At 32.3% G+C, this 20,273-nt stretch carries 21 protein-coding genes; all 21 read right to left on the reverse strand.

Annotated elements, in window-relative coordinates:
- Window positions 1-94 precede the first annotated feature (94 nt).
- The gene (locus BKH45_RS04265) at window positions 95-985 is read right to left on the reverse strand and encodes a hypothetical protein (protein ID WP_095274244.1); all 891 of its coding nucleotides are present in this window, start codon (window positions 983-985) and stop codon (window positions 95-97) included.
- Window positions 986-1,223: 238 nt separating this feature from the next.
- Entirely contained in the window at window positions 1,224-1,739 is a 516-nt protein-coding gene (locus BKH45_RS04270; protein ID WP_095274245.1) for a single-stranded DNA-binding protein, read from the reverse strand.
- A gap of 49 nt (window positions 1,740-1,788) precedes the next feature.
- On the reverse strand, window positions 1,789-2,463 hold the full coding sequence (locus tag BKH45_RS04275; RefSeq protein WP_095274246.1) for a hypothetical protein: 675 nt from the start codon (window positions 2,461-2,463) through the stop codon (window positions 1,789-1,791).
- A gap of 3 nt (window positions 2,464-2,466) precedes the next feature.
- Complete coding sequence (locus BKH45_RS04280; protein ID WP_095274247.1) at window positions 2,467-2,673, reverse strand: hypothetical protein; 207 nt, start codon at window positions 2,671-2,673, stop codon at window positions 2,467-2,469.
- 141 nt (window positions 2,674-2,814) lie between these two features.
- Window positions 2,815-4,773: a type IA DNA topoisomerase gene (locus tag BKH45_RS04285; protein ID WP_095274248.1), complete on the reverse strand. Its 1,959-nt coding sequence runs from the start codon at window positions 4,771-4,773 to the stop codon at window positions 2,815-2,817.
- 175 nt (window positions 4,774-4,948) lie between these two features.
- Complete coding sequence (locus BKH45_RS04290; RefSeq protein ID WP_095274249.1) at window positions 4,949-7,372, reverse strand: type IV secretory system conjugative DNA transfer family protein; 2,424 nt, start codon at window positions 7,370-7,372, stop codon at window positions 4,949-4,951.
- Window positions 7,365-8,000 (reverse strand): hypothetical protein, encoded by a 636-nt coding sequence (locus BKH45_RS04295; protein WP_095274250.1) that lies wholly within the window; start codon window positions 7,998-8,000, stop codon window positions 7,365-7,367. Before BKH45_RS04295 ends, BKH45_RS04290 begins: the two co-directional genes overlap by 8 nt.
- 19 nt (window positions 8,001-8,019) lie before the next feature.
- Complete coding sequence (locus tag BKH45_RS04300; RefSeq protein WP_095274251.1) at window positions 8,020-8,973, reverse strand: CpaF/VirB11 family protein; 954 nt, start codon at window positions 8,971-8,973, stop codon at window positions 8,020-8,022.
- Window positions 8,966-9,265: a hypothetical protein gene (locus tag BKH45_RS04305; RefSeq protein WP_095274252.1), complete on the reverse strand. Its 300-nt coding sequence runs from the start codon at window positions 9,263-9,265 to the stop codon at window positions 8,966-8,968. The genes BKH45_RS04300 and BKH45_RS04305 overlap by 8 nt, the downstream gene beginning before the upstream one ends.
- A 2-nt stretch (window positions 9,266-9,267) precedes the next feature.
- On the reverse strand, window positions 9,268-9,789 hold the full coding sequence (locus BKH45_RS04310; RefSeq protein WP_095274253.1) for a hypothetical protein: 522 nt from the start codon (window positions 9,787-9,789) through the stop codon (window positions 9,268-9,270).
- Window positions 9,790-9,822: 33 nt separating this feature from the next.
- Complete coding sequence (locus BKH45_RS04315) at window positions 9,823-10,389, reverse strand: hypothetical protein (RefSeq protein ID WP_095274254.1); 567 nt, start codon at window positions 10,387-10,389, stop codon at window positions 9,823-9,825.
- A 2-nt stretch (window positions 10,390-10,391) separates the two neighbouring features.
- Entirely contained in the window at window positions 10,392-10,916 is a 525-nt protein-coding gene (locus BKH45_RS08825; protein WP_180675627.1) for a hypothetical protein, read from the reverse strand.
- Window positions 10,917-10,949: 33 nt separating this feature from the next.
- Window positions 10,950-11,447 (reverse strand): hypothetical protein, encoded by a 498-nt coding sequence (locus BKH45_RS04325; RefSeq protein ID WP_095274255.1) that lies wholly within the window; start codon window positions 11,445-11,447, stop codon window positions 10,950-10,952.
- A gap of 33 nt (window positions 11,448-11,480) precedes the next feature.
- The gene (locus tag BKH45_RS04330; protein WP_095274256.1) at window positions 11,481-12,005 is read right to left on the reverse strand and encodes a hypothetical protein; all 525 of its coding nucleotides are present in this window, start codon (window positions 12,003-12,005) and stop codon (window positions 11,481-11,483) included.
- Window positions 12,006-12,042: 37 nt separating this feature from the next.
- Window positions 12,043-14,010: an RGS domain-containing GTPase-activating protein gene (locus tag BKH45_RS04335; protein ID WP_095274257.1), complete on the reverse strand. Its 1,968-nt coding sequence runs from the start codon at window positions 14,008-14,010 to the stop codon at window positions 12,043-12,045.
- Between the two features lie 10 nt (window positions 14,011-14,020).
- Window positions 14,021-14,599: a hypothetical protein gene (locus BKH45_RS04340; RefSeq protein WP_095274258.1), complete on the reverse strand. Its 579-nt coding sequence runs from the start codon at window positions 14,597-14,599 to the stop codon at window positions 14,021-14,023.
- A gap of 10 nt (window positions 14,600-14,609) precedes the next feature.
- Window positions 14,610-15,188 carry a hypothetical protein gene (locus BKH45_RS04345; RefSeq protein ID WP_095274259.1) on the reverse strand — a complete coding sequence of 193 codons (579 nt, stop codon included), beginning with the start codon at window positions 15,186-15,188 and terminating at the stop codon, window positions 14,610-14,612.
- A 10-nt stretch (window positions 15,189-15,198) separates the two neighbouring features.
- Window positions 15,199-15,876 (reverse strand): hypothetical protein, encoded by a 678-nt coding sequence (locus BKH45_RS04350; protein WP_257874494.1) that lies wholly within the window; start codon window positions 15,874-15,876, stop codon window positions 15,199-15,201.
- Window positions 15,877-15,889: 13 nt separating this feature from the next.
- Complete coding sequence (locus BKH45_RS04355; RefSeq protein ID WP_343286792.1) at window positions 15,890-17,230, reverse strand: DNA type IV secretion system protein ComB10; 1,341 nt, start codon at window positions 17,228-17,230, stop codon at window positions 15,890-15,892.
- Window positions 17,231-17,232: 2 nt separating this feature from the next.
- Window positions 17,233-18,642 carry a TrbG/VirB9 family P-type conjugative transfer protein gene (locus BKH45_RS04360; protein ID WP_257874495.1) on the reverse strand — a complete coding sequence of 470 codons (1,410 nt, stop codon included), beginning with the start codon at window positions 18,640-18,642 and terminating at the stop codon, window positions 17,233-17,235.
- A gap of 2 nt (window positions 18,643-18,644) precedes the next feature.
- On the reverse strand, window positions 18,645-20,273 hold the full coding sequence (locus tag BKH45_RS04365) for a VirB8/TrbF family protein (protein ID WP_095274260.1): 1,629 nt from the start codon (window positions 20,271-20,273) through the stop codon (window positions 18,645-18,647).

Below are 20,273 nucleotides of genomic sequence, written 5' to 3' on the forward strand. Positions count from 1 at the left end.
CTGATATAGGCTTACCTATAGTAAAAAACGATAGCCAAGGTAATATTAATGCCAGAATTAATCTCATATGAACTCCTTAATTTTTATTTATATTTTAAAACCGATAAGCATAATTGAGTGTGAGGTAAGAAAAGGAACCTATAGTGGCTTTTTGACAATAATTATAATCAATATTTTTTAATAAAACGAAACCTTTATTAACGCTGTTATAGCGATACATCACTTCAAACTGATGATGTCCATAATAATAATGCAATCCGATGACGGGATAAATCATATTCGAAAAGATATTGTTAATTTTATTAGTTTTTAAATAACCGTCTATACTTTTAGTCATTATTTTCCCTCCTGTATAAACACTAAACTCATACCCCAAACCGACATTTAAACCTAAAGTATGCTTACCTTTTTCAAAGAAATCCCAGAGGTATTTAACATCTAAACCGACTTTAATTGGAATGTAGGAATAACTACTTCTTAGAGCTATCAAGTTACTTGTAAGATTTCCGTCGCTATCTCTCTGATTTATTTTTGTGTCTAAATTAGAAGAAATATACCCCGAATACAAATGAGCAGATACTTTTAACCCATGTCTTTGGGATTCTCCGAAGTAATGTTGATAACCTCCGACTAAACCTATATCAAAAGTAGTGGAAAGGCTTGGTTGGAAGAATGTACTTTCAGTGTCATAAGGAGTAAAAATAAATTTTCCCAAATTCCCCTCTACCCCCAAAAAGAATCCATTTTTTGAATCTTTATTTGATTTGTTTGGAACATTATTTACAGAAGTTAAGTTTTTATTAGTCATTTTACCTTTTGCTTCTGTCTGTTGATTCTGTAATTCCAATTCCTTTCTTTGATTTTGGAGTTCTAAGATCTTATTTTCTTTTTCCAATCTTTTGATCTCATCATCAAGCTGATCTGCTACAATAAAAGTATTCCCTAACAATAATGTTGCAACCGATAAACCGATTACCTTTTTCATGATTTTTCCTTTCTGTTCTGTCAATGTGTTGCTTTATTTATTATGAAACCTCTGTATTTATTAAATATATTTCATAATAATAAGCAAGAAGTGTATTTAAATAATTCTTAAAAATAAATAATTAATAATTGATTTTTTTGATAAATTCTCTATTTATTTATTTATTTATCCTTTATTTTCTAAAACTTTAGAAAAATGCTAGCGCAAATTTAGCTGAAATATCTTTATTAAGGATATTTCAGAATGGAATTTCTTCACCTTCACCTAAAAGAGAAATAATTTCTTCGTGTTTGGCAGAAGATTCTTGAGATTCTTTTGAGGGTGCTTGGGCATTCTCTTGTATTGGAGTGTCTGAAACACCGGAAGAGACATTGGTTGTTGGGTTTTCACTCCGGGCATTCTCTTCTTGGGCAAGTTCTTGGGTTTGGGCTTTGGTATCCATCATTTGCATGCTTTCAGCCATGATGGTATGCTTGCTTCTTTTTGTGCCATGTTGATCTGTCCAACTCTCCAAACTCAAGCGTCCTTCAATCAAAACTTTCGAACCTTTTCTGAGATATTCATTAGCCACTTCTGCTCCCCTGCCAAAGAGTTTGACATCTACAAAACACACTTCTTGCCCTTGTGTTCCATCTTGTTTTTTATATTTGCGATTGCTTGCAAGCCCTAAAATTGCCAATGCAGATCCGTTGGGTAAATATTTCAATTCTACATCACGGGTTAAATTCCCTACCATAATGACTTTGTTATACATAATTTTACTCCTTGTATATTTTTAATTTTAATTCAATTTATTGGAGGGATTAAAATAATCTCTCCAAAACAATGTATTCTGCTTGAGGTTGTTTCCAAATCCTGAAATTGCCCTTTTGGCTAAATTCCACATAATCCGGCACACAATCACTTTTTGAAATACTCTCAATAGGGATTTCATCAATCAAGAGTTTATATCCCTCTCTCAAAAAAGAGATAGGTTTCTCAAAAACATAGCCATGATAAAAACCATCACTTCCAAACCCATGAGGGATAATTAAGAATTCTCCATTGCTCCAAATGCCCATACAGCAAATATCTGATATAAATTCAAAGCGCCCTGAACACTCAATTTGATTCCCTTCAACCAATAAAGGGATTTTTTTGTAATGTTCTTCAAAATCTGAAAAATAAAAATCCCCGAAATTTTTATCAAGCATTTTTACTTCAAAGTTTTCAATATCAATTTCGGGATAAAGATCACTATTGTCAATAAACTCTAAGATTTTTTTTGAATTCAATGTTTCTTCATTGACTTCAAATTTTTTCCAAAATGTATTTATTTCTTTTTGAGTATTGAGATTGGGGACTTTATAAAAATGTCTGATAAAACTATGAAAATCAAGAAACTCATATAGAATCTTTCCTGCTTCGCCTGTTTTAAAAAACTTTTTATCTTCGTCTAATTTTTTAACATCAAATTTTTTCACAATCTGAATTTTCATTATTTATCCTTTTTTGTTCAGCAACTTTTTGTTCAGCAACTCATCAATCTCCAACAACGCCAATTCAGTCTGAAAGATGATTTCAAGATCGAACTCAAAGCCCCGAGAACTTAAATCTTGATATTGGTTTAAATCAATAATCAACTCATTTCTTAAAGACAACAAATCTTCTATGCTGTAATCTTTAAGCTCCAAATCTTTTATATTCATAAATACTCCTTATCTTTTGATACACAAATTTTATCACTTTCAAATACCTAAAACCACGTAAATAAGGCTATTTAATAGGCTTTTTCTCCCTTATATAAAAACGATCAAAAACAATTCAAATCAAACTAAAACCGGCAAAATTCAGTTTTTTTGATTCTGTTTAGTCTTATTAAAGGCAGCAATATGCTTATTGATAAAATCTTTTGCGACATAGCAATCATTTTCCAAGTCTTTAGGCAAATCCAGTTTGAGTTTCTCTGCAATTGCTTTAGAGAATTCGATTTGTTTCAGGCTCGGAGGGATTTTTTTAGACTCTTTCTTTTCTTTGTTTTGTTTTCCGAAATTTCCTGTCTCATCACCGAGCTTTGTATGAAGCTCTTGCATAAATTCCAGATAGTTTGCTTTATTTAGCGTAATTTCATCAAGCTTACTTTCCATTTTCTTTGTAAAATCAATATCAAGTATCCAGTTATGATGATTGGTTTTAAAAAATTCGATGATATTTTTGCCTCTTACAGTCGGGGCAATTTCTCTTTTTTTGCCTTCGATGTTGATATATTCTTTATTTTGAAGAATGGGAAGGTAGGTTGCATAAGTGGAGGGTCTTCCGATACCGTTTCTTTCTAAAACTTCGATAAATTCGGATTCGACATAACGCTTGGGAGCTGTTTTGGCAATATTTTTAATAAAGATTTTCGTAACATCAAAGAGATCGTTTTCTTTTAATCGATTGGTATTTATTCTCAATACACCGGTATGGGGATCTTCTTCTTGATTTGCATTTAACGTATCATTTGTATTTGCAGTTTGCGTATCGCTTTTATGATTGCTTTCTTTTTCTTCTTGAAAGGCTTTTAAATAGCCTTCATCAATAAGGTTTTTAAATTTGATTTGGAAAGAAGTAAGCTTGATGTTGAATTTCAGTATGGTATTTTCATAGACAGCAGGCTTCATTTGCGAAGTCAAAGTGTTTTTAAAAATCATTTCATAGAGTTTGATTTCATTTTCTTTTGTAATATTTTCTTTGGCACAAACTTTTTTTAATTCTTCTAAAGTATGTACATGAGTAATCCTTATTGCTTCATGGGCTTCTGCTTGTGAATTTTTCCCGGCTTCGTATTTTGAGTATTGATAGATTTCTTGATAAATGGGTTCATAAAATTTTTGATGAGCCTTTAAATATTCTTCCGAAATAAATTCACTATCTGTTCTTATATAAGTAATAAGCCCTGCTTCAAAAAGTTTTTGTGCGATTTCTTGGACTTCTTTTGTAGAAATATTTAAAGCTTTTGATCCGGCTTTGAGTAATTTTGAAGTGGTAAATGGCTTAGGCGGGTTTTGTTCGGATTGTTTTTTTTCTATGGATTTTAAGACTGCCTTTTGACATTCACAAAGCTTATCAAGCTGTTCTTGAGCCTGTGCTTGTGTATCAAATTTGATTTCTTTGGCATTCTCATCAATATGTTTGATTATATATTCATTTCCTAAGATTTCTATATTTGCACACAGTGCATAATTTATCTTTTCTTCAGGACTCAATTTGTCGAATTTCTCTATCTCTTCTTCTCTTTTTACAATCAGACTCAAAGCCGGTGTTTGCACTCTGCCGGCAGAGAGGGCTTTGATATTGAGTTGTTTTGAAATATAAGGGGAGAGAGAATATCCTATAAACATATCCGAAACTCTTCTGCCTAAAAAGGCTTCATAGTATTTTTTATTGGTATTTACAAACAATACCGCTTCTTTGATTCCTTTTTGTATACCGCTTTGTGTAATTTCATGAAATTCTGCTCGATAAACCTCTTTGGCAATGTTTTTGATTTTGTTATAAAACATATAACCAATCCCGTAACCTTCTCTATCAGGGTCTGTGGCAATATAGACTTTTTTATCTTTGCAGGAAGCAATATAATAAAAGATATTCTTTTTTTTAGATTCATTATAATCAAATACGGGCGCATAACCTTTGGATACTTCAATATCTTTGAGTTCCAAAAAATGCCCTGCGGTAGCAAACACTTTAGCCCCTGTCATGGAACTTATTTTTTTAATCTTATTAGGTGATTCAATGATAATCACGGAGTTTTTTAGATCGTTCATGTTATTTCCTTTGTTTTGAATTTGAATTTGATTTTTTGTTTTTTCTTAAAAGACTTCTAATCATTCTTAGAATCTTTAGCAGTTTGAATATTTGATAAAAGTTATTCATCATCACTCTCCTTATTTTGTAAGTAATTATTTTTGAGAATCTTCTTATTCATGCGGGTACCTGTTTTTATTCTTCAGGATCAAATTTCAACTTTAAATTCCTCTCTTTAGCGAGTTGGATAGCAGGTTCATTTTCAAGCTTGGATAAAATTTGAGTGTTTATGTTTTTGGCATTATTTGGGGGCATCAATCTCACTAAAATTTCTTTATCCGTAATTTCTAAAACATATTCTTTTTTGTCTTTGAGCGCATAAGGAGGGTGAATATCTTCATCATTTATAGTTTGGAAGAGTTTGGCATACTCATATTCAATTTTTAGTTGTTTTAATTGTTTGTCTTGAGTTAATTCAATAGGAATATTTGATTGATTTGTAGAAGTATTTTCTTCTTCAATCAATTTGCCTTCATCGTTATTTACTTGATTTTCATTGATTGTTTTTTCTTTTGGAGGCAACGGAACGGCTTTGGATTTATTGTTAAAAATAGGATTTGAAGATTGTTCATTTTGACTTGTTTTTTCAGGCTTTAATTCCCATTCCATTTTACTCATCATTGAGCTATCTTTAAAATAATGATTTGTTCGGAGTTTAAGAGGCGTGGCTTGAAAACCTTTGATCAAAATAATCACATCGTTCTCATCAAGATTTAAAATATCTTGTTCGGTTACCAGATTTACTCCTTCTTTATTAAAGGTGCTTGTTCCTCCAAAAATCAATTTTCCTTTTTCGGTAGAATAACTTTGTGTTTTTCTGGTATATTTCCCGATTTCTTCGGATAATTCTTTGGCATATTTTTGATCTGTTTTAAAAACAATTTTGTAATTAACAGTCGATCCTAAAATTTCGGCGTCTTTATCGGAATAATATTTTTGAATTAAAGCGTTTGATTGTGTAATGAATAAAACCACGACTCCGTAACTTCTTGATAATGCCGGCATTTCTAATAAGAATTCAAGCTTTCCGAATCTTACGAATTCATCTAATATAAAATAAATTCTTTCTTCAGGTTTTTTACTTTCTTTTAAAAGCAGGTTTTTGGCAATGGATTCAAGCAAGATTCTAATGAGCGGAGCTAAGGTATTAATATCAGTTTGAGCGATTCGAATATAAAGAGTGATATTTTCTTTTCTAAAATCTTCATATTCAAAACTCATTCCATCAGTTACATTTTTGACTTGATAAGAGGTAAAAACTTGCATTACGCGATTGTAGGTAGATTTTATCGATGAGAATTCATCTCCCCCGCTTCCACCTGACCAGGCTCTTGCATAATCTCTGACGATTTCATCAAGTCTTTTATTTTTGGGATCTTTTTGTTCTTCCGGTTTCTCTTGGTCTGTATCAGGATTTTCATCTCTGGCTTTTTGAGAGAAATTTCTGGGATCTTGGGGGTTGATATAGATTTGTTCGCTGACTTGTTTGAAATATAATTTTTCAGGATCGGCATCTTGTTTTTGAACAGGCGATCCGTTTTTGAGTATCAATAATCCTGTTTCATCATCATGCTTCCACAATTGTTCATAATAAGGACTTAAAGGTTGAATGTAAGGTTTATAATCTCTCATTGTAGCTGTGGCAATTCTAAAAAGACCGGATTCTCCATATACACATAAATCATAGAGTGCATAGAAAATAAACAAGTTTCTGGCTTGATTTATCCAATGCGGATCACTTCCTTTTTCTTCTACGAATATGGTTTGGGCAATTTCATCAACAAGTTTTCGTTTGCCATTAAAATCAAGTTTTGAAACAATTTTTTTATCAAAAGGATTGAATTTTAAGGTATTGCCTTTTCCAAAAGGATCAAAAATTAAGATTTTATTTTTCAGGGCTTTTTGGCGATAACCTGCGGTAAATTGGCATAATTCACCTTTAATATCCAAGACAATACAGCTTGTGCGCAGATGTAATAAATTAGGAACGGCAATACCTGTTGTTTTTCCTGCTCCCGGTGGAGCGACAATCAAGGCTGAAAGCGGTTGGTTGTAACATACCCTTTTTTTTCCTGACATCTCTTCCCATAATCCTAATATAAACCCATTTCCAAAATTCACACCCATTTTATTTTTTTTCTGCATTCCAAGTTTAAAAAATTCTAAGATATTTTTAAAAAACTTTTTTGGATTAAGCCAAAAAAGAGGATTTAAGAGTTTGAAGAAGTCTTTAGTGAATTTTATAAGGGAGAAAGAATAAGTCTCAATATCGCTTCGTTTTGCCCATTTGGCTTTTCCATGAGTGGTAGAGCGATTTTTTGGCATTGATAAGACAAATACAATTATAAGCGGGATAATTCCAAAGATAGCGCTTAAATAGACTTCAAATTTAAAGCTTCTAAAAGATTTCAGATTGCTAAAAATAATTTTTTCAAACTCATAGATATGTTCAAGCGTTTCTAAATGGAAAAAGTAATTGAGCATATAGCCAAAGACGAATGGAAACAATACAATGGATAGAAGATAATAAAACGGGAGATATTTTTTATTATTAAACATGGATATTTCCTGAGTGGAAATTTTTTTGTTTCTGCGCTTGAAGATCTATTTCATTATGAAATTTAATATCTATTGGTTTATTTTTTGATAGCTTGTATTCAAACTTTTTGAGTTTATTTCTAATTTTTCTATTTTCAATTCCATTGTTTTCAAGAATTAATAAGAGTTCTAAGATAAGGATTCTTAGGTTTTGAATATCATTATTGAGGGTATTAAAACTTTCAAGTATTTTCTCTAAAAAATCAAGTTTTAATAAATCATCAATCTTTCCATCATTGAGTATTTTAAATGTATTGATACAATAGGCAATTTGATTGATATTTGAATAAGTTGCATTTGTTCCATCATAAAGCTCTTTGTTGAGTTTGGTTAAAGAAAAGATTTTAGATATTCTCTCTTGAGAATCTTGAGATTTTTCAAGAATAATTTTTTCTAAAAATTTTGTCATACTCAAAGATTTATTTTTGCATTCTGTTTTTAAGCTTTCATAAGCTTTTAAATCCAATACAAAATAGAGTTTTTTACCTCGTTCGGTTTTAGGTTTAAATTCATTTGAATTTGAATCTTGTATATCTTTATTTTCTGTTGGGATATGTTTTTGGTTTAAATCTTCATTATTCATTTCCATGTTCAAAACTCCTTATTGGTTAATTTTTTCCTAAGGCTTTCTTTAAATCTTTTTTTACATCAAGGACATCTTCAATCACTCTTTCATTATTTATTTTTTTGATCTGAATAATAAAATCCATTCCACGAATGAAAAATTCCAGTAAATCATTAGAATCTATGTCTTTTTTAGAACCAATTTTGATATTGAGATTGATGGCAAAAATGGCATCTTCTACAGAGTTGCTGTGCAGTGTTGAGATCATTCCGCTATGCCCTGTGTTAGCGAGTCTTAAAAACAAAGAGACATTTTTAGTGTCAATTTCTCCCAGTAGAAGTCTTTGAGGTGACATACGCATGGCATCATTGAGGGCTGTTTCATAAGAGTAGTTAGAATCTTCATTTTTACCTACTAAAATAGAAACTAAATTAGGATTTTTTAAATGCAGTTCAGGGGAGTCTTCTATAGTGATAATTCTTTCTTCAAGGGGTATTTTTTCAATTAAGCAATTCACAAAACTTGTTTTACCACTTGCAGTTCCTCCACTCACCAGAATATTTTTAGCTTGGGTGGTTAAATTTAAAATATCTTGATAATCAATGCCTTTAGATTTAACCTTTGCTCCTAACTGAAATGCTTCGATAGGGAATTTGCTTTCATTGGGCACACGGATACACATACAGATTTTATTTTGAGCGTTGATGCTTGGGTGGAGGGCATTGACTCTGTATCGTGTATTAGGAATGGAACAACTTAGATGAGGGACTTGTATATTGAAAAACAGATTTCTGGAATTAGCCAGTTGCTCACAAAAATTCATCAAAAATCGTTCATCAAATAAAGGTTGCGCGACTTTTTCATAAGAGTTGCCTTTAACCAGATACATATCTTGAGAACCATTGAATTGAACTTCGTTAATATCTAAGGTCAGATAAGGTTTAAGTTTTTCAACCAGGACTTGTAGGATTCTACTCCCTCCAACGCTATTAGTCATTGCTAACTCCAATATTTTTGATTTTATCGCCCAAAACTTTTATTTCATCAGCGAGTCTTGTGAGTCTGGATCTAAGTTTTTTAGCTTCAAGTTTTTTGCGATTGTATTGATCTATAAGACTTTTATTTGGAATTAAATCCTCTTCCAATAAAGTGTCAATATCATTGATTTTCATACCTGTGGTTTGATTTTTTATTTTTTCCATTTTCTTTTCTCCTGCATTTCTTAAATTTTGATTAAAATCCCTGTCGGATTCATTCCCGGTTTGTGTATTTTGTTTTATTTCATTCATAGTCATCTCCTTTTTTTGGTTTTTTCTTTGGGATTTTTGGGGTTTTTATCTCCATCATAAGGTTTTGATTGGGGATTTTTGGGTAAAATATTCTTAGCAGTCATTGAATGTGTATCAACACCAGATGAAGGATTTTCCTTCATCAGCTCCCCTGCCGACTTTGATCGGTGTGTAGAGGGTGCGGGGGTCTCTACCAATGACTGCTTCATTTTTTCTAATTCTTTTATTCTCTTTTTGTTGGCATGAAAAATGATATTTGTTCCTTCATCATTTTGTATAGCTATTTCACCCATTTTATTCTTACTCAATTGTTTGAGTGCTAATAACCCATTTTCTCTTTTGGCTTCAGTTATAATTTGAGGATCTTTGATTACTTTTTCAATCGTCTCAACCACATCTTTGATATTTTCAAACATCTCAGGGTGTCTTTGATAAAGCAAAGCTACATCAGCTATTGCTTCTTTATCTCCTCCTAAGGCTTTTGCAAGTGCTAATCCGAGTTCAAATATTTCTAATTCATTCATTTTGTTACTCTTTTGATAAATTTTTTCATTGACTTACCTTCTTTTTTGGGGTTTGGAATTTTGCAAATCATAAGGTTTTGATTGGGGATTTTGTGATACACTAGGACTTTGAGATTGGTTTGATGATAGAACATCGAAGCCTTTGGTGAGCTTAGAAACCGATTCATCAATAAAATCTATATCGTGAATACTCTGTAGGTTTTCCAATCTCAATTCGTTTTTTCTATCAAGATACGCAGTCAATACAAAATGATTCTCTTGGCATTGTTCCAAAATAATTGTTGTTTTGTTTGTAATAATTCCGATTCTATCATGTCGTGCTTTGATCATTACTCCATGCTTGATATTTTCTTCCAAATGAGAAATAAACTTTAAAGCTTTTTCTTCACCAAATTGTTTAGTTCGTTGCTTAAGGATATGGCAAAGACCAAAATTTTCATTGCCCCACACCAAATCAATATCTCCTATATCATCACGGCAGAATGCTCCTTTGATGAAGCCTTGTTTTTCTATCAATAATTTCATCACTGCTAATTGTTCTTTGTGGTAATACTCCTGTGTGTAATCATTTCCGTTATAAAAAGTTATGTTTTCATTCATAGTCATCTCCTTTTTTTGGTTTTTTCTTTGGGATTTTGCGGGTTTTTATCTCTATCATAAGGTTTTGATTGGGGATTTTTGGGTAAAATACTCTTAGCAGACGAAATGTTCTTTTGAACCAGTCGCCCGTCAAGACTTTGGGCTTGAATGTGAGGGGTGTGGGCGTCCTCACCGTCTGTTATTATCTTTTCTTCAAGCCTTTCAAACTCTCTGATTCTCTTTTTATTGGCATGAAAAATAACATTTGTTCCTTCATCATTTCTGATACCTATTTCACCCATCTTTTGGGTATCTAATTTTTTAGCCGCCAGGATTTCATCATCGCTTCTTCTGTTTGGACTGGGATTTTTCATCACCAAATCAGGATCTTTGATTACTTTTTCAATCGTCTCAACCACATCTTTGATATTTTCAAACATCTCAGGGTGTCTTTGATAAAGCAAAGCTACATCAGCTATTGCTTCTTTATCTCCTCCTAAGGCTTTTGCAAGTGCTAATCCGAGTTCAAATATTTCTAATTCATTCATTTTGTTACTCTTTTGATAAATTTTTTCATTGACTTACCTTCTTTTTTGGGGTTTGGAATTTTGCAAATCATAAGGTTTTGATTGGGGATTTTTGGGTAAAATACTCTTAGCAGGTGATGAAATGTTCTTTTGAACCAGTCGCTCGTCAAGACTTTGGGCTTGAGTGTAGGAATTGGGCGTCCCTACCATCGCTTGCTTTTTCTCAAATTGTTTAAACTTTTCAATATTGATTTTATTGGCATGAAAAATAACATTTGTTCCTTCATCATTTCTGATACCTACATCACCCATTTTTTCTTCATTTAATTGTTTGGCCAGAATAAAATCTTTGTCATTTTTGGCTTTTGGATTTTTCATCACCAAATCAGGATCTTTGATTACTTTTTCAATCGTCTCAACCACATCTTTGATATTTTCAAACATCTCAGGGTGTCTTTGATAAAGCAAAGCTACATCAGCTATTGCTTCTTTATCTCCTCCTAAGGCTTTTGCAAGTGCTAATCCGAGTTCAAATATTTCTAATTCATTCATTTTGTTACTCTTTTGATAAATTTTTTCATTGACTTACCTTCTTTTTTGGGGTTTGGAATTTTGCAAATCATAAGGTTTTGATTGGGGATTTTTGGGTAAAATACTCTTAGCACTAGCCGAATTTGCATTTGCAACATTAGCGCCCAGTCCGGCAGGTCTCGGAGTGTAGGGAGTGTGGGCGTCCCTACCGGTTATTGCTATTTTTAAGTCTCCTTTTGTAATTTTTTCTACTAAAATTTCTAAATTTCTTAATCTTTTCTTATTTACATGAAAAATAATATTTGTTCCTTCATCATTTCTGATACCTACATCACCCATTTTTTCTTCATTTAATTGTTTGGCCAGAATAAAATCTTTGTCATTTTTAGGGCGAGGATTATTGACGATAATTTGAGGATCTTTTAAGACTTCTTTGATTGTTCGGATCACATCTTGAAGATTTTCAAACATCTCAGGGTGCAAACTGGCAATTTTTCCAACATCAGCTATTGCTTCTTTATCTCCTCCTAAGGCTTTTGCAAGTGCTAATCCAAGTTCAAATATTTCTAATTCATGCATAATTTTATTTTCTCCTTTCTATTAATTTAAAATATATTCAAGGCGTAAGATAATTGTTGTGTTGAATACAATAGTAACTTGTATTATTTGCCCAGATAGTTTCACAATTTTTTTCACCGCCAGCATTTTGACCACTAAAACCATATAATAAGCATAAGCTTCCCGCTTTCGGCTTATAATATTTACTGATAAAATCCGTATATTCCGGTGTTTTCTTGATACTTTCATCTTTGTAATAATTCTCATTGACTTCATAAAACTTCATATAATCCGCACTCAAATTCAGATCGTTTTGTAAAAGGACAGTGGTTCTCTCAATGTCTTTGATCCTCTTAGAGACATAATAGATTGAGGGTTCTTTTTCATCTTCTTGCTTGGGTCTTTGATAGCCTGTGGTAACTCCGGTATTGGTGGTTTTGTAAGTGCTTTTCCATTGAGTGAGTGTTTTTAAATTACCGTTTGTATAATATTTAAAATCAGAACTTCTATTCCAACTACTCCAAAAATCAGCACAAGGATAAAGAATATGTTGATTACTGGAATTAATTATCCTTTTCTTCAACTCAAACGTATAAGTTCCGTTCATATCTCCGGGTTCGCTTGCTCCGGGTTTCTCATTATTGGGCAGTTTGATATAAGGCATGGTAATTTTCCCGCTTTTGCCTTCATCATTACTGTAATCACAACTTGTAATATCGATATATTCATTAGCCACATTATCAAAGGCTTTGATTTGAGTTCTTCGATAAGCCTGTAAATGCGCATCATCGAATTCCCACGCCCCGCAAGAGTATTCTCTGTATTTGAATTTGAAAGGCGAAATAATGCCGTTATTGATATAGACCTTTTTTCCGCTTATTGGATCAACATAATATTGATTCACTACCCGTTTTACTTCTTTGGCAACCGAATCCTTATCATAAGAAATCAACTCTTCTTGAACATTTTGATAATCGGTGCAGTCTTTGGCAACATGCACTAATCCGTCATCGCCTCTAAAAAGGATCTGTGTTTGGAAGAAATAGGCTTGATTACCGCCGTATCCTTTATCTTTAGTAACTTGCAATTGGCATTTGGAATCATCTTTATATAAGGGAAAAGAATATTCATCGCCCTCTAAATCAACACAACCGCCCACATTTTTGGTTTGATTTTCATTATCTACATAATAAAATTGTGTTTGCTTGATAGCCACTCCGGCATTAAAATCATAGCGGTATGCACATTTTGTATCGTCTCTTTGAGCTTTGACATCAACACAGCTTCCGTCTTTGGCGATAAAGCTTAGAGAAATAGAATTTTTGGAATCATAAAAAGGGGCTTTGCAAAATTGTGTGGAATATTCAGGGGTTGAGCTACCACTGCTGTCATTGTTGCTGCCGCTTGGAACGGGATAGTAGTTTGTTCCATTGGGATTGGAGTTTGAAGAAGTATTAGGTATATAATTACTTCCCCAGTTGTTTCCACCGGAGTCTTTAAAACTATTGTTTCCAAATCCTCCAACACCATTTGAAGATCCGCTTGAAGTGCTATTAGCATTTCCGCTTGATGAAGCATTTGAGTTTGTGGAAGTACTGCCGGAGTTGCTAGAGCTACCTTTGGCGTTCGTAGCCTTTGTGCCGCTTTTTTTCTGATAATCTTCTAAGGATAATCCAAAAATCTTGGCGATTTCTTCTTGATTTTCTCCTGCTAAGATAAGTTTAGAACCTTTTTTAAGAATCTTATTTTTGATGGGTTTGATGAGTGTCGGTTGGCTACTGAGTGTGTGAGTTTGATTGTCTTTAAAGATAGAAATTACATTAAAAATCACACTTTTTTTGTTGGAGCTGACTTTATAATTTCCAATAGCTTGGGCTTTTTGAATCTTGTTTCCCAGAACAACATGGGCTTTGAATTCACCGGATTTTTTATTAAAATCAAGGGCTTTGGTAGTTAAAACAATTAGCGCTTGGGCAGGATTAACCAAACTCAAAGTCAGTATTATCCAAAAAATTAGTTTTTTCATTGCAACTCCTTTATCTTCTTCTTTGTTTTGTTATTCTTTCATCTTCAGGTTTGAGTTCAGGCTTTTTTGATGACTTTATTAAATGGGTTTGGTTTGAATGATTTTTATAATAATCACTCACCGAAGGATTTTTAAATTCCATGCGTTCATTAAGATTGCGATCAGAATAAAATGTTATAATGACATTATCAGAGAGGGAAAGTGGCAGCTGTAGCCCTCCTCTTTGTATATCAACAACTACTCTAAATCTTACTCTTTTATCGTTTTCCCACTCATAGATTTTTGCTCCTTTACTATCAATAAATGGTTCTTGAAAAAGCTTAGTGTATTCTCGGATAGATTTTCCTAAATCAAGCAATTCTTCAAGAGTAATAAATCCTTCTGAATTTTTTTCTAAGTGAATTTTAATATGTTCTGCACCAAAGCCTTTATCTCTTTTAATATTATGGAAGCCCTTAACATACATAATCACGCTTTCAATGATGGCGTCTTCAATCAGTTCTAAATCATTTTTTGTTTGAATAGGCGTGGCTTTTTTCTCATTAAAGGTTGTGTTATAAATACCTGTGATTTCTTTTTTATTTTCCATATTTATTCCTTTATCTTCTTCTTTGTTTTGTTATTCTTTCATCTTCAGGTTTGAGTTCAGGCTTTTTTGATGACTTTATTAAATGGGTTTGATTTAGATGATTTTTATAATAATCATTCACTGAAGGATTTTTAAATTCCATGCGTTCATTAAGATTGCGATCAGAATAAAATGTTATAATGACATCATCAGAAGGGGAGAGAGGCAGTTGTGGCCCTCCCTTCTGCTTATCCACGATCGCTCTAAATCTTACTCTTTTATCGTTTTCCCACTCATAGATTTTTGCTCCTTTACTATCAATAAATGGTTCTTGAAAAAGCTTAGTGTATTTTCGGATAGATTTTCCCAGATTGAGAAGTTCTTCAAGAGTAATATAACCTTTTGAATCTTTTTCTAAATGCAATTTAATATGTTCTGCACCTAAACCTTTATCTCTATATGGATTATGATAACCTTTCACATACATCACCACTTCTTCAATAATGGCATTTTCTATTATCTCCAGATCGCTTTGGGTAGTAATAGGCGTGGCTTTTTTCTCATTAAAGGTTGTGTTATAAATACCTGTGATTTCTTTTTTATTTTCCATATTTATTCCTTTATCTTCTTTTTTGTTTTGTTATTCTTTCATCTTCAGGTTTGAGTTCAGGCTTTTTTGATGACTTTATTAAATGGGTTTGGTTTGAATGATTTTTATAATAATCACTCACCGAAGGATTTTTAAACTGCATGCGTTCATTAAGATTGCGATCAGAATAAAATGTTATAATGACATTATCAAAAGGGGATAGCGGCGTTTTTGGGAGACCCTCCCTTTTGACTTCATAAGATGGGGAGAGAGGCGGTTGTGACCCTCTCATCTTATCAACCACAGCTCTAAATCTAATTCCTTGATTATTTTCCCACTCATAAATTTTCGCTTGTTTGGTTCCCTCTATATCAATATAAGCCTCTTTAAAAATTCTTGTGTATTCTCGGATAGATTTTCCTAAATCAAGCAATTCTTCAAGATGAATATAACCTTTTGAATCTTTTTCTAAATGCAATTTAATATGTTTAGCTCCCATTCCTTTGTTTTTGGCTACATTATGATAACCTTTCACATACATCACCACTTCTTCAATAATGGCATTTTCTATCATCTCCAGATCGCTTTGGGTAGTAATAGGTGTGGCTTTTTTCTCATTAAAGGTTGTGTTATAAATACCTGTGATTTCTTTTTTGTTTTCCATATTTATTCCTTTATCTTCTTCTTTGTTTTTGGGGAGTTTGTCCATAACGTATTCCTTTCTAAAATTCATTTTCGTCATCACTCATATCTTCATCATTGATGGTTTTATATTCTTTAAAAAATTCTGCGACCATTTCGTTATTTTTGGGTACCGGAAAGAATATGTCGGTGTTGGGTGAAATAAAGATCCGGCTACCTTCCCTGATAGTGATAATAGGCTTGATACGCACCTGTTCTCTTAAGATTTGAGCGATAATATTGCTAATATCCCCTCTCATAGAATTAAGCATTTGTGTTGTTTGATAACCTTGTAAGAAATTACCCCCGTTTGGATTTAATTTATTGTTAAGAGTAGAGGATAGTGCGAGCATTAATCCATTTGAGAGAGTTGAGAATGTTAAAGGAAGTCCGTATCTCTCCCATATTTTATTATGCAAAGTTCCTACTAATCCTGCATAGCCTTTAACATCAGCCCCTTTGGCGTCTGATAAAATGATATTAACTCCTTGAGGGGTGAGGATTCGATTCCAAACAACTTCCAATCGATATTCACCAATCTTATTATTATTGTTGTAAAATCCAATGACTCTAGAGCCTTTGGGAATTAAAACAGCCCTGCCCATAGAGGCATAAATATCACTTTCAACTTGAGCTACGATTTTATTACCGCCGATTTGAGAGGATATAGGTGTTATTAAGGTTGCAGGGATCATTCGATCGGCAGTGATTGTTCTTAATAGTTTATTTTCGTTGCTGGCAATATCTTTTTTATCAAAATTGGAAAATTCATCAGTCCCATATTCTTTCTCTTTGTTGGCTTGTGCATAGATTTCAGGATTGTTAATCTCATCAAGACCGGATAAAGAGTTATCACTACGACTGTTGCTTGCGGAAGAAAATCGTTTGGCTAACAAGGCTAAACGAGCTTTGTTAGCAGGAGAGGCAGAGGCATAATCAAATTGAGCGTTCTTATTGTTTGGATTGATACTCCCATCAGGGTTTCTACTTAAAGAATTTGGATTATTTTTGTTGTTACCTAAAACAATCAAGCCTTTATTTGAGTTTGAAGTATCTGCTAAACCCATCTTTTTTTGGATTGCTTTGATTTTTTCTTCAATGACTTGAAAACTATTTTTTTCATCTTGCAAATCTCTATCTTCTTGATTATTTTTGTTTTGGGCGTTTTGGGTATTTCTTTGAGTCTCTCTGATTTCTCTTGCTTTTTTTTCTTTATCATTTTGAAACAAATAATCTTCAATAGGATATTTGATAGAGTTTTCAAATTCATTATCATCATCGTCCTTATTTATTTTTGCAATCATAAGAAGAATAAAAAATCCAACAAGCAATGCCAGGAAAAAACTAGCAATTTTATGGGTTTTTATCCAAGTTAAAATCATCGCTATTTCTCACTGTTCTCACCGGATTTTTTAACTGTATCAGGAACAATGGGTTTAATGATTTGGTTTTGCTTTTGAGTTCTGATTTCATCCAGTTCTTTTTTAGAGGGAATTTTTTGCACACAGACATACTCATCACCCAGTCTTAAAGTCCATTTGACATTGACATCTTCAGCAATAATGTAGTTGCCTACCACTCTTGAATTGATAGGATTGTCGTACCCATCAACTACTTTATAGGGATAAGGAAATTTTGAGATAGCTTTGGCTCTGTCGTATTTGAAATAAGTATAAGTGCCATCATCAAAAATATCGTAAGCTTCAAGTTCTTTTGCTTGTTGATAAGATTTTTTATAAAGCCATAAACTCCACCACATTCGCTTTTTTCGGGGTGCTTGGTAATAATGCTTTCTAATTTTTGATTTATCGATGTAAATATGATTGCTCTCATCGCCAATTGTAATAAATTTTCCATCATCAGTTTCGACAGAGGAATAATTGACGCTTTTAGCACTATCTCCAATGCCATTTTTATTTTTTGTATTCAAATCTTTTTGAGTGAGGCTTGTATTAGAAGTATGAGATACATTTAATTGATTTGACTTAGAATTAGTATTATCGGTATTTTGAGTGCTTTTTGAGAGTTGTGCATTAATTGTTTTTAACTCTTCTAATTTTTTAAGTTTCTCTGCCTTTTTCGCCTCTTGGGGAATAATGTCAATTTTGCCAATTTTGCGATCATCTGAAATAAATACGCTTAGCGCCGGGTTTCTTGAGTTTGTAAAATGAGTTGAAAATAAATAAAAAGTATAGATTTTTCCGCTTACTCCAATCACGGTTAGGTTAGTATCCACTCCAATTAAGAGCGGTTTGAGGATAAGAATATTTGAAAGATTATAACCATCTTTTTTAGGGGCTAAAACTTCAAAAAAACTGCTATCACCAACAGATACATAGGCGATTGTATCTTTATCAAAAATAAAAGTGGTACTCATCGCATAGCGGAGACGAATTTTTGGAGTGTTGCCTGCTTTATAAATAATGTTTAGATTATTGTCTTGGGGATTTCTTTTTTTAAAGAAAAATGAGCTTTGAATAGCATTTAAAAATTGCATTTTTTGAGCTTCTTGAGCATTTTGTTCTTCTTGATATTCCTCTAAAGTCATTTCATCAATATTTGAATTATTTGAAGACGTATTAGATGAAGATGAAGAAATAGAGGCATTTTGAGTATTATTAAAAGGTGAGGGAGCTTCCACAGTCCCATAAGCAAATCCACTCACAAGCAACCCCACAATCACCAACTCTTTAATTCTCAAATCCTTTTTTCCCTTATATAGAGATTTTATTTTTTCTTCTTTTCTCTCCTTTATCTTATTTTTTACAAATTCCTTTAATATGAAGATTTTCATTGCTAACCCTTCTTGATAATTTCAATACTATTGCTGCTAAAGGGCGAGGGAAGATTTTTAGAGGGTGTGTGGATAGACTTAGATTTTTCAATATCGCTTTTATTATTTTTTATTCGATTAGGAGTGGTAGAATTGGTAGTTTCTCCTTCAAAATTCTGAGACTCTTTAGCGTTATTGTCATCATGAAACTTGTTATTTTCATGACGGTTGTCTTGATTGTTAAAATCTTTATTATTTAGGATTTGTTCTTGAATTTTGAGATTTAAAATCTCTCTTTGGAGTTCATCGACTTGTTCTTGAGGGATATTCTTTTTATTTTGGTTTAAAATCATTTGGAGTTGATTGATTTGTTGTTTAATCTTTCTCTTCTTATCTTCTATGGATAGATTATCTTGAGAATTGTCGTTATATAAATTTTTATTTTGTAAGTTATTGAGAGTGTCTTTATAGTCGTTATTCTTAAAAGAATCATCAATATTTGAAGGGGACTTATTAGAATCATTTGGTTTAAGACTATTGGTATTGAAAGTATTGTCATTAGTATTTAAATTATCTTGGCTGGTTTTATTTTCTTGATAGAAATAAGTTTCATTGAGAATATCATCTTCAGAATTGTCTTTGAGGTTTTTGTATTTAATTCTTGATTGAGAAGTTTTAACTTTATTTTCATCAGGCAATTCTTTGATGGTAGCAATTTCAGTGATGGCATAACCGGTAACCGTGAATCCTGTTGGATTTTTAGGCAATGAATTATAATCAATCTCAATATTTTTAAATTTATAAGAAATAATAATTCGATAGCGTTTTTCAGATTTTAATATTCCATTATAATATAAAGAAATAGATACATCAGCATTAGCATAGCCTTTTTTAATGAGGGCAATATTAACAATTTTAACCACTCGAGTAAGGCTATTATTGCTATAAATAGAATCTTCTTGAGCAATGATTCTTTCAAACACATTCCAGACTTCAGGCGAACTTTGCTCTTTGATGATATCGCTTCTTTCTTTGTCATCAATCCTATTAATATCTTCTCTATTAATAATATAAGCTCCTAAAAGTTGTCTATTCAAGGCTTCATTAGCAGTAATAGATTGATCGGCTTTTTGAATGATGGCAAAGTTTTGAGTATCGTTACTAAAAGTCACTAAGTAGGGTTCTTTTTCTTTAAGAGGAAAAAAAGTTAGAATTAAGATAAATTCAATGAAACTAATGAGAAAGAAAAATCCGGCAATAAGTATGAGGTAATTTCCAATTTTGCGTTCTATTTTAAAAAGACTGCCTGCGTCTTGCACAGTTTCATATATGGAATTTGAATACATTTTTTGACGCAGTTTAGGCAATATGAGACTTGTTATTTTTTCTTTTACTTTATAGATACTTGATTTGATTTTCTTATTTTTTGGATCATTTTTGGTTTTAGCAATTTTTTCTTCAAGCTCTTCTTGTTGTTCTTCCGAAAATTTTTCTATCAAAATGCTTTCTTGATTTTGATTTGTTTGATTGATATTTTGTGAGTATTGAATAGAATTATCTTGATTGAGATTTGTATCTTCTGCAAAATTGTTTTCTTTAGACAATATTTCATGATTAGGATTGTCTTTTTGATTTTCAATTTTGAATTCCAT

The sequence above is a fragment of the Helicobacter sp. 11S03491-1 genome, assembly GCF_002272835.1.
Lineage (GTDB): Bacteria > Campylobacterota > Campylobacteria > Campylobacterales > Helicobacteraceae > Helicobacter_J.

Excerpts from the sequence above, each read along its gene's own strand:
- BKH45_RS04350 (WP_257874494.1), bottom strand. The coding sequence starts at position 15,876 with ATGGACAAACTCCCCAAAAACAAAGAAGAAGATAAAGGAATAAATATG.
- BKH45_RS04290 (WP_095274249.1), bottom strand. The coding sequence starts at position 7,372 with ATGTTTAATAATAAAAAATATCTCCCGTTTTATTATCTTCTATCCATT.
- BKH45_RS04315 (WP_095274254.1), bottom strand. The coding sequence starts at position 10,389 with ATGAATGAAAACATAACTTTTTATAACGGAAATGATTACACACAGGAG.
- BKH45_RS04270 (WP_095274245.1), bottom strand. The coding sequence starts at position 1,739 with ATGTATAACAAAGTCATTATGGTAGGGAATTTAACCCGTGATGTAGAA.
- BKH45_RS04325 (WP_095274255.1), bottom strand. The coding sequence starts at position 11,447 with ATGAATGAATTAGAAATATTTGAACTCGGATTAGCACTTGCAAAAGCC.
- BKH45_RS04365 (WP_095274260.1), bottom strand. The coding sequence starts at position 20,273 with ATGGAATTCAAAATTGAAAATCAAAAAGACAATCCTAATCATGAAATA.
- BKH45_RS04300 (WP_095274251.1), bottom strand. The coding sequence starts at position 8,973 with ATGACTAATAGCGTTGGAGGGAGTAGAATCCTACAAGTCCTGGTTGAA.
- BKH45_RS04310 (WP_095274253.1), bottom strand. The coding sequence starts at position 9,789 with ATGAATGAATTAGAAATATTTGAACTCGGATTAGCACTTGCAAAAGCC.
- BKH45_RS04295 (WP_095274250.1), bottom strand. The coding sequence starts at position 8,000 with ATGGAAATGAATAATGAAGATTTAAACCAAAAACATATCCCAACAGAA.
- BKH45_RS04360 (WP_257874495.1), bottom strand. The coding sequence starts at position 18,642 with ATGAAAATCTTCATATTAAAGGAATTTGTAAAAAATAAGATAAAGGAG.
- BKH45_RS08825 (WP_180675627.1), bottom strand. The coding sequence starts at position 10,916 with ATGAATGAATTAGAAATATTTGAACTCGGATTAGCACTTGCAAAAGCC.
- BKH45_RS04340 (WP_095274258.1), bottom strand. The coding sequence starts at position 14,599 with ATGGAAAATAAAAAAGAAATCACAGGTATTTATAACACAACCTTTAAT.
- BKH45_RS04330 (WP_095274256.1), bottom strand. The coding sequence starts at position 12,005 with ATGCATGAATTAGAAATATTTGAACTTGGATTAGCACTTGCAAAAGCC.
- BKH45_RS04280 (WP_095274247.1), bottom strand. The coding sequence starts at position 2,673 with ATGAATATAAAAGATTTGGAGCTTAAAGATTACAGCATAGAAGATTTG.
- BKH45_RS04355 (WP_343286792.1), bottom strand. The coding sequence starts at position 17,230 with ATGATTTTAACTTGGATAAAAACCCATAAAATTGCTAGTTTTTTCCTG.
- BKH45_RS04265 (WP_095274244.1), bottom strand. The coding sequence starts at position 985 with ATGAAAAAGGTAATCGGTTTATCGGTTGCAACATTATTGTTAGGGAAT.
- BKH45_RS04335 (WP_095274257.1), bottom strand. The coding sequence starts at position 14,010 with ATGAAAAAACTAATTTTTTGGATAATACTGACTTTGAGTTTGGTTAAT.
- BKH45_RS04345 (WP_095274259.1), bottom strand. The coding sequence starts at position 15,188 with ATGGAAAATAAAAAAGAAATCACAGGTATTTATAACACAACCTTTAAT.
- BKH45_RS04285 (WP_095274248.1), bottom strand. The coding sequence starts at position 4,773 with ATGAACGATCTAAAAAACTCCGTGATTATCATTGAATCACCTAATAAG.
- BKH45_RS04275 (WP_095274246.1), bottom strand. The coding sequence starts at position 2,463 with ATGAAAATTCAGATTGTGAAAAAATTTGATGTTAAAAAATTAGACGAA.
- BKH45_RS04305 (WP_095274252.1), bottom strand. The coding sequence starts at position 9,265 with ATGAATGAAATAAAACAAAATACACAAACCGGGAATGAATCCGACAGG.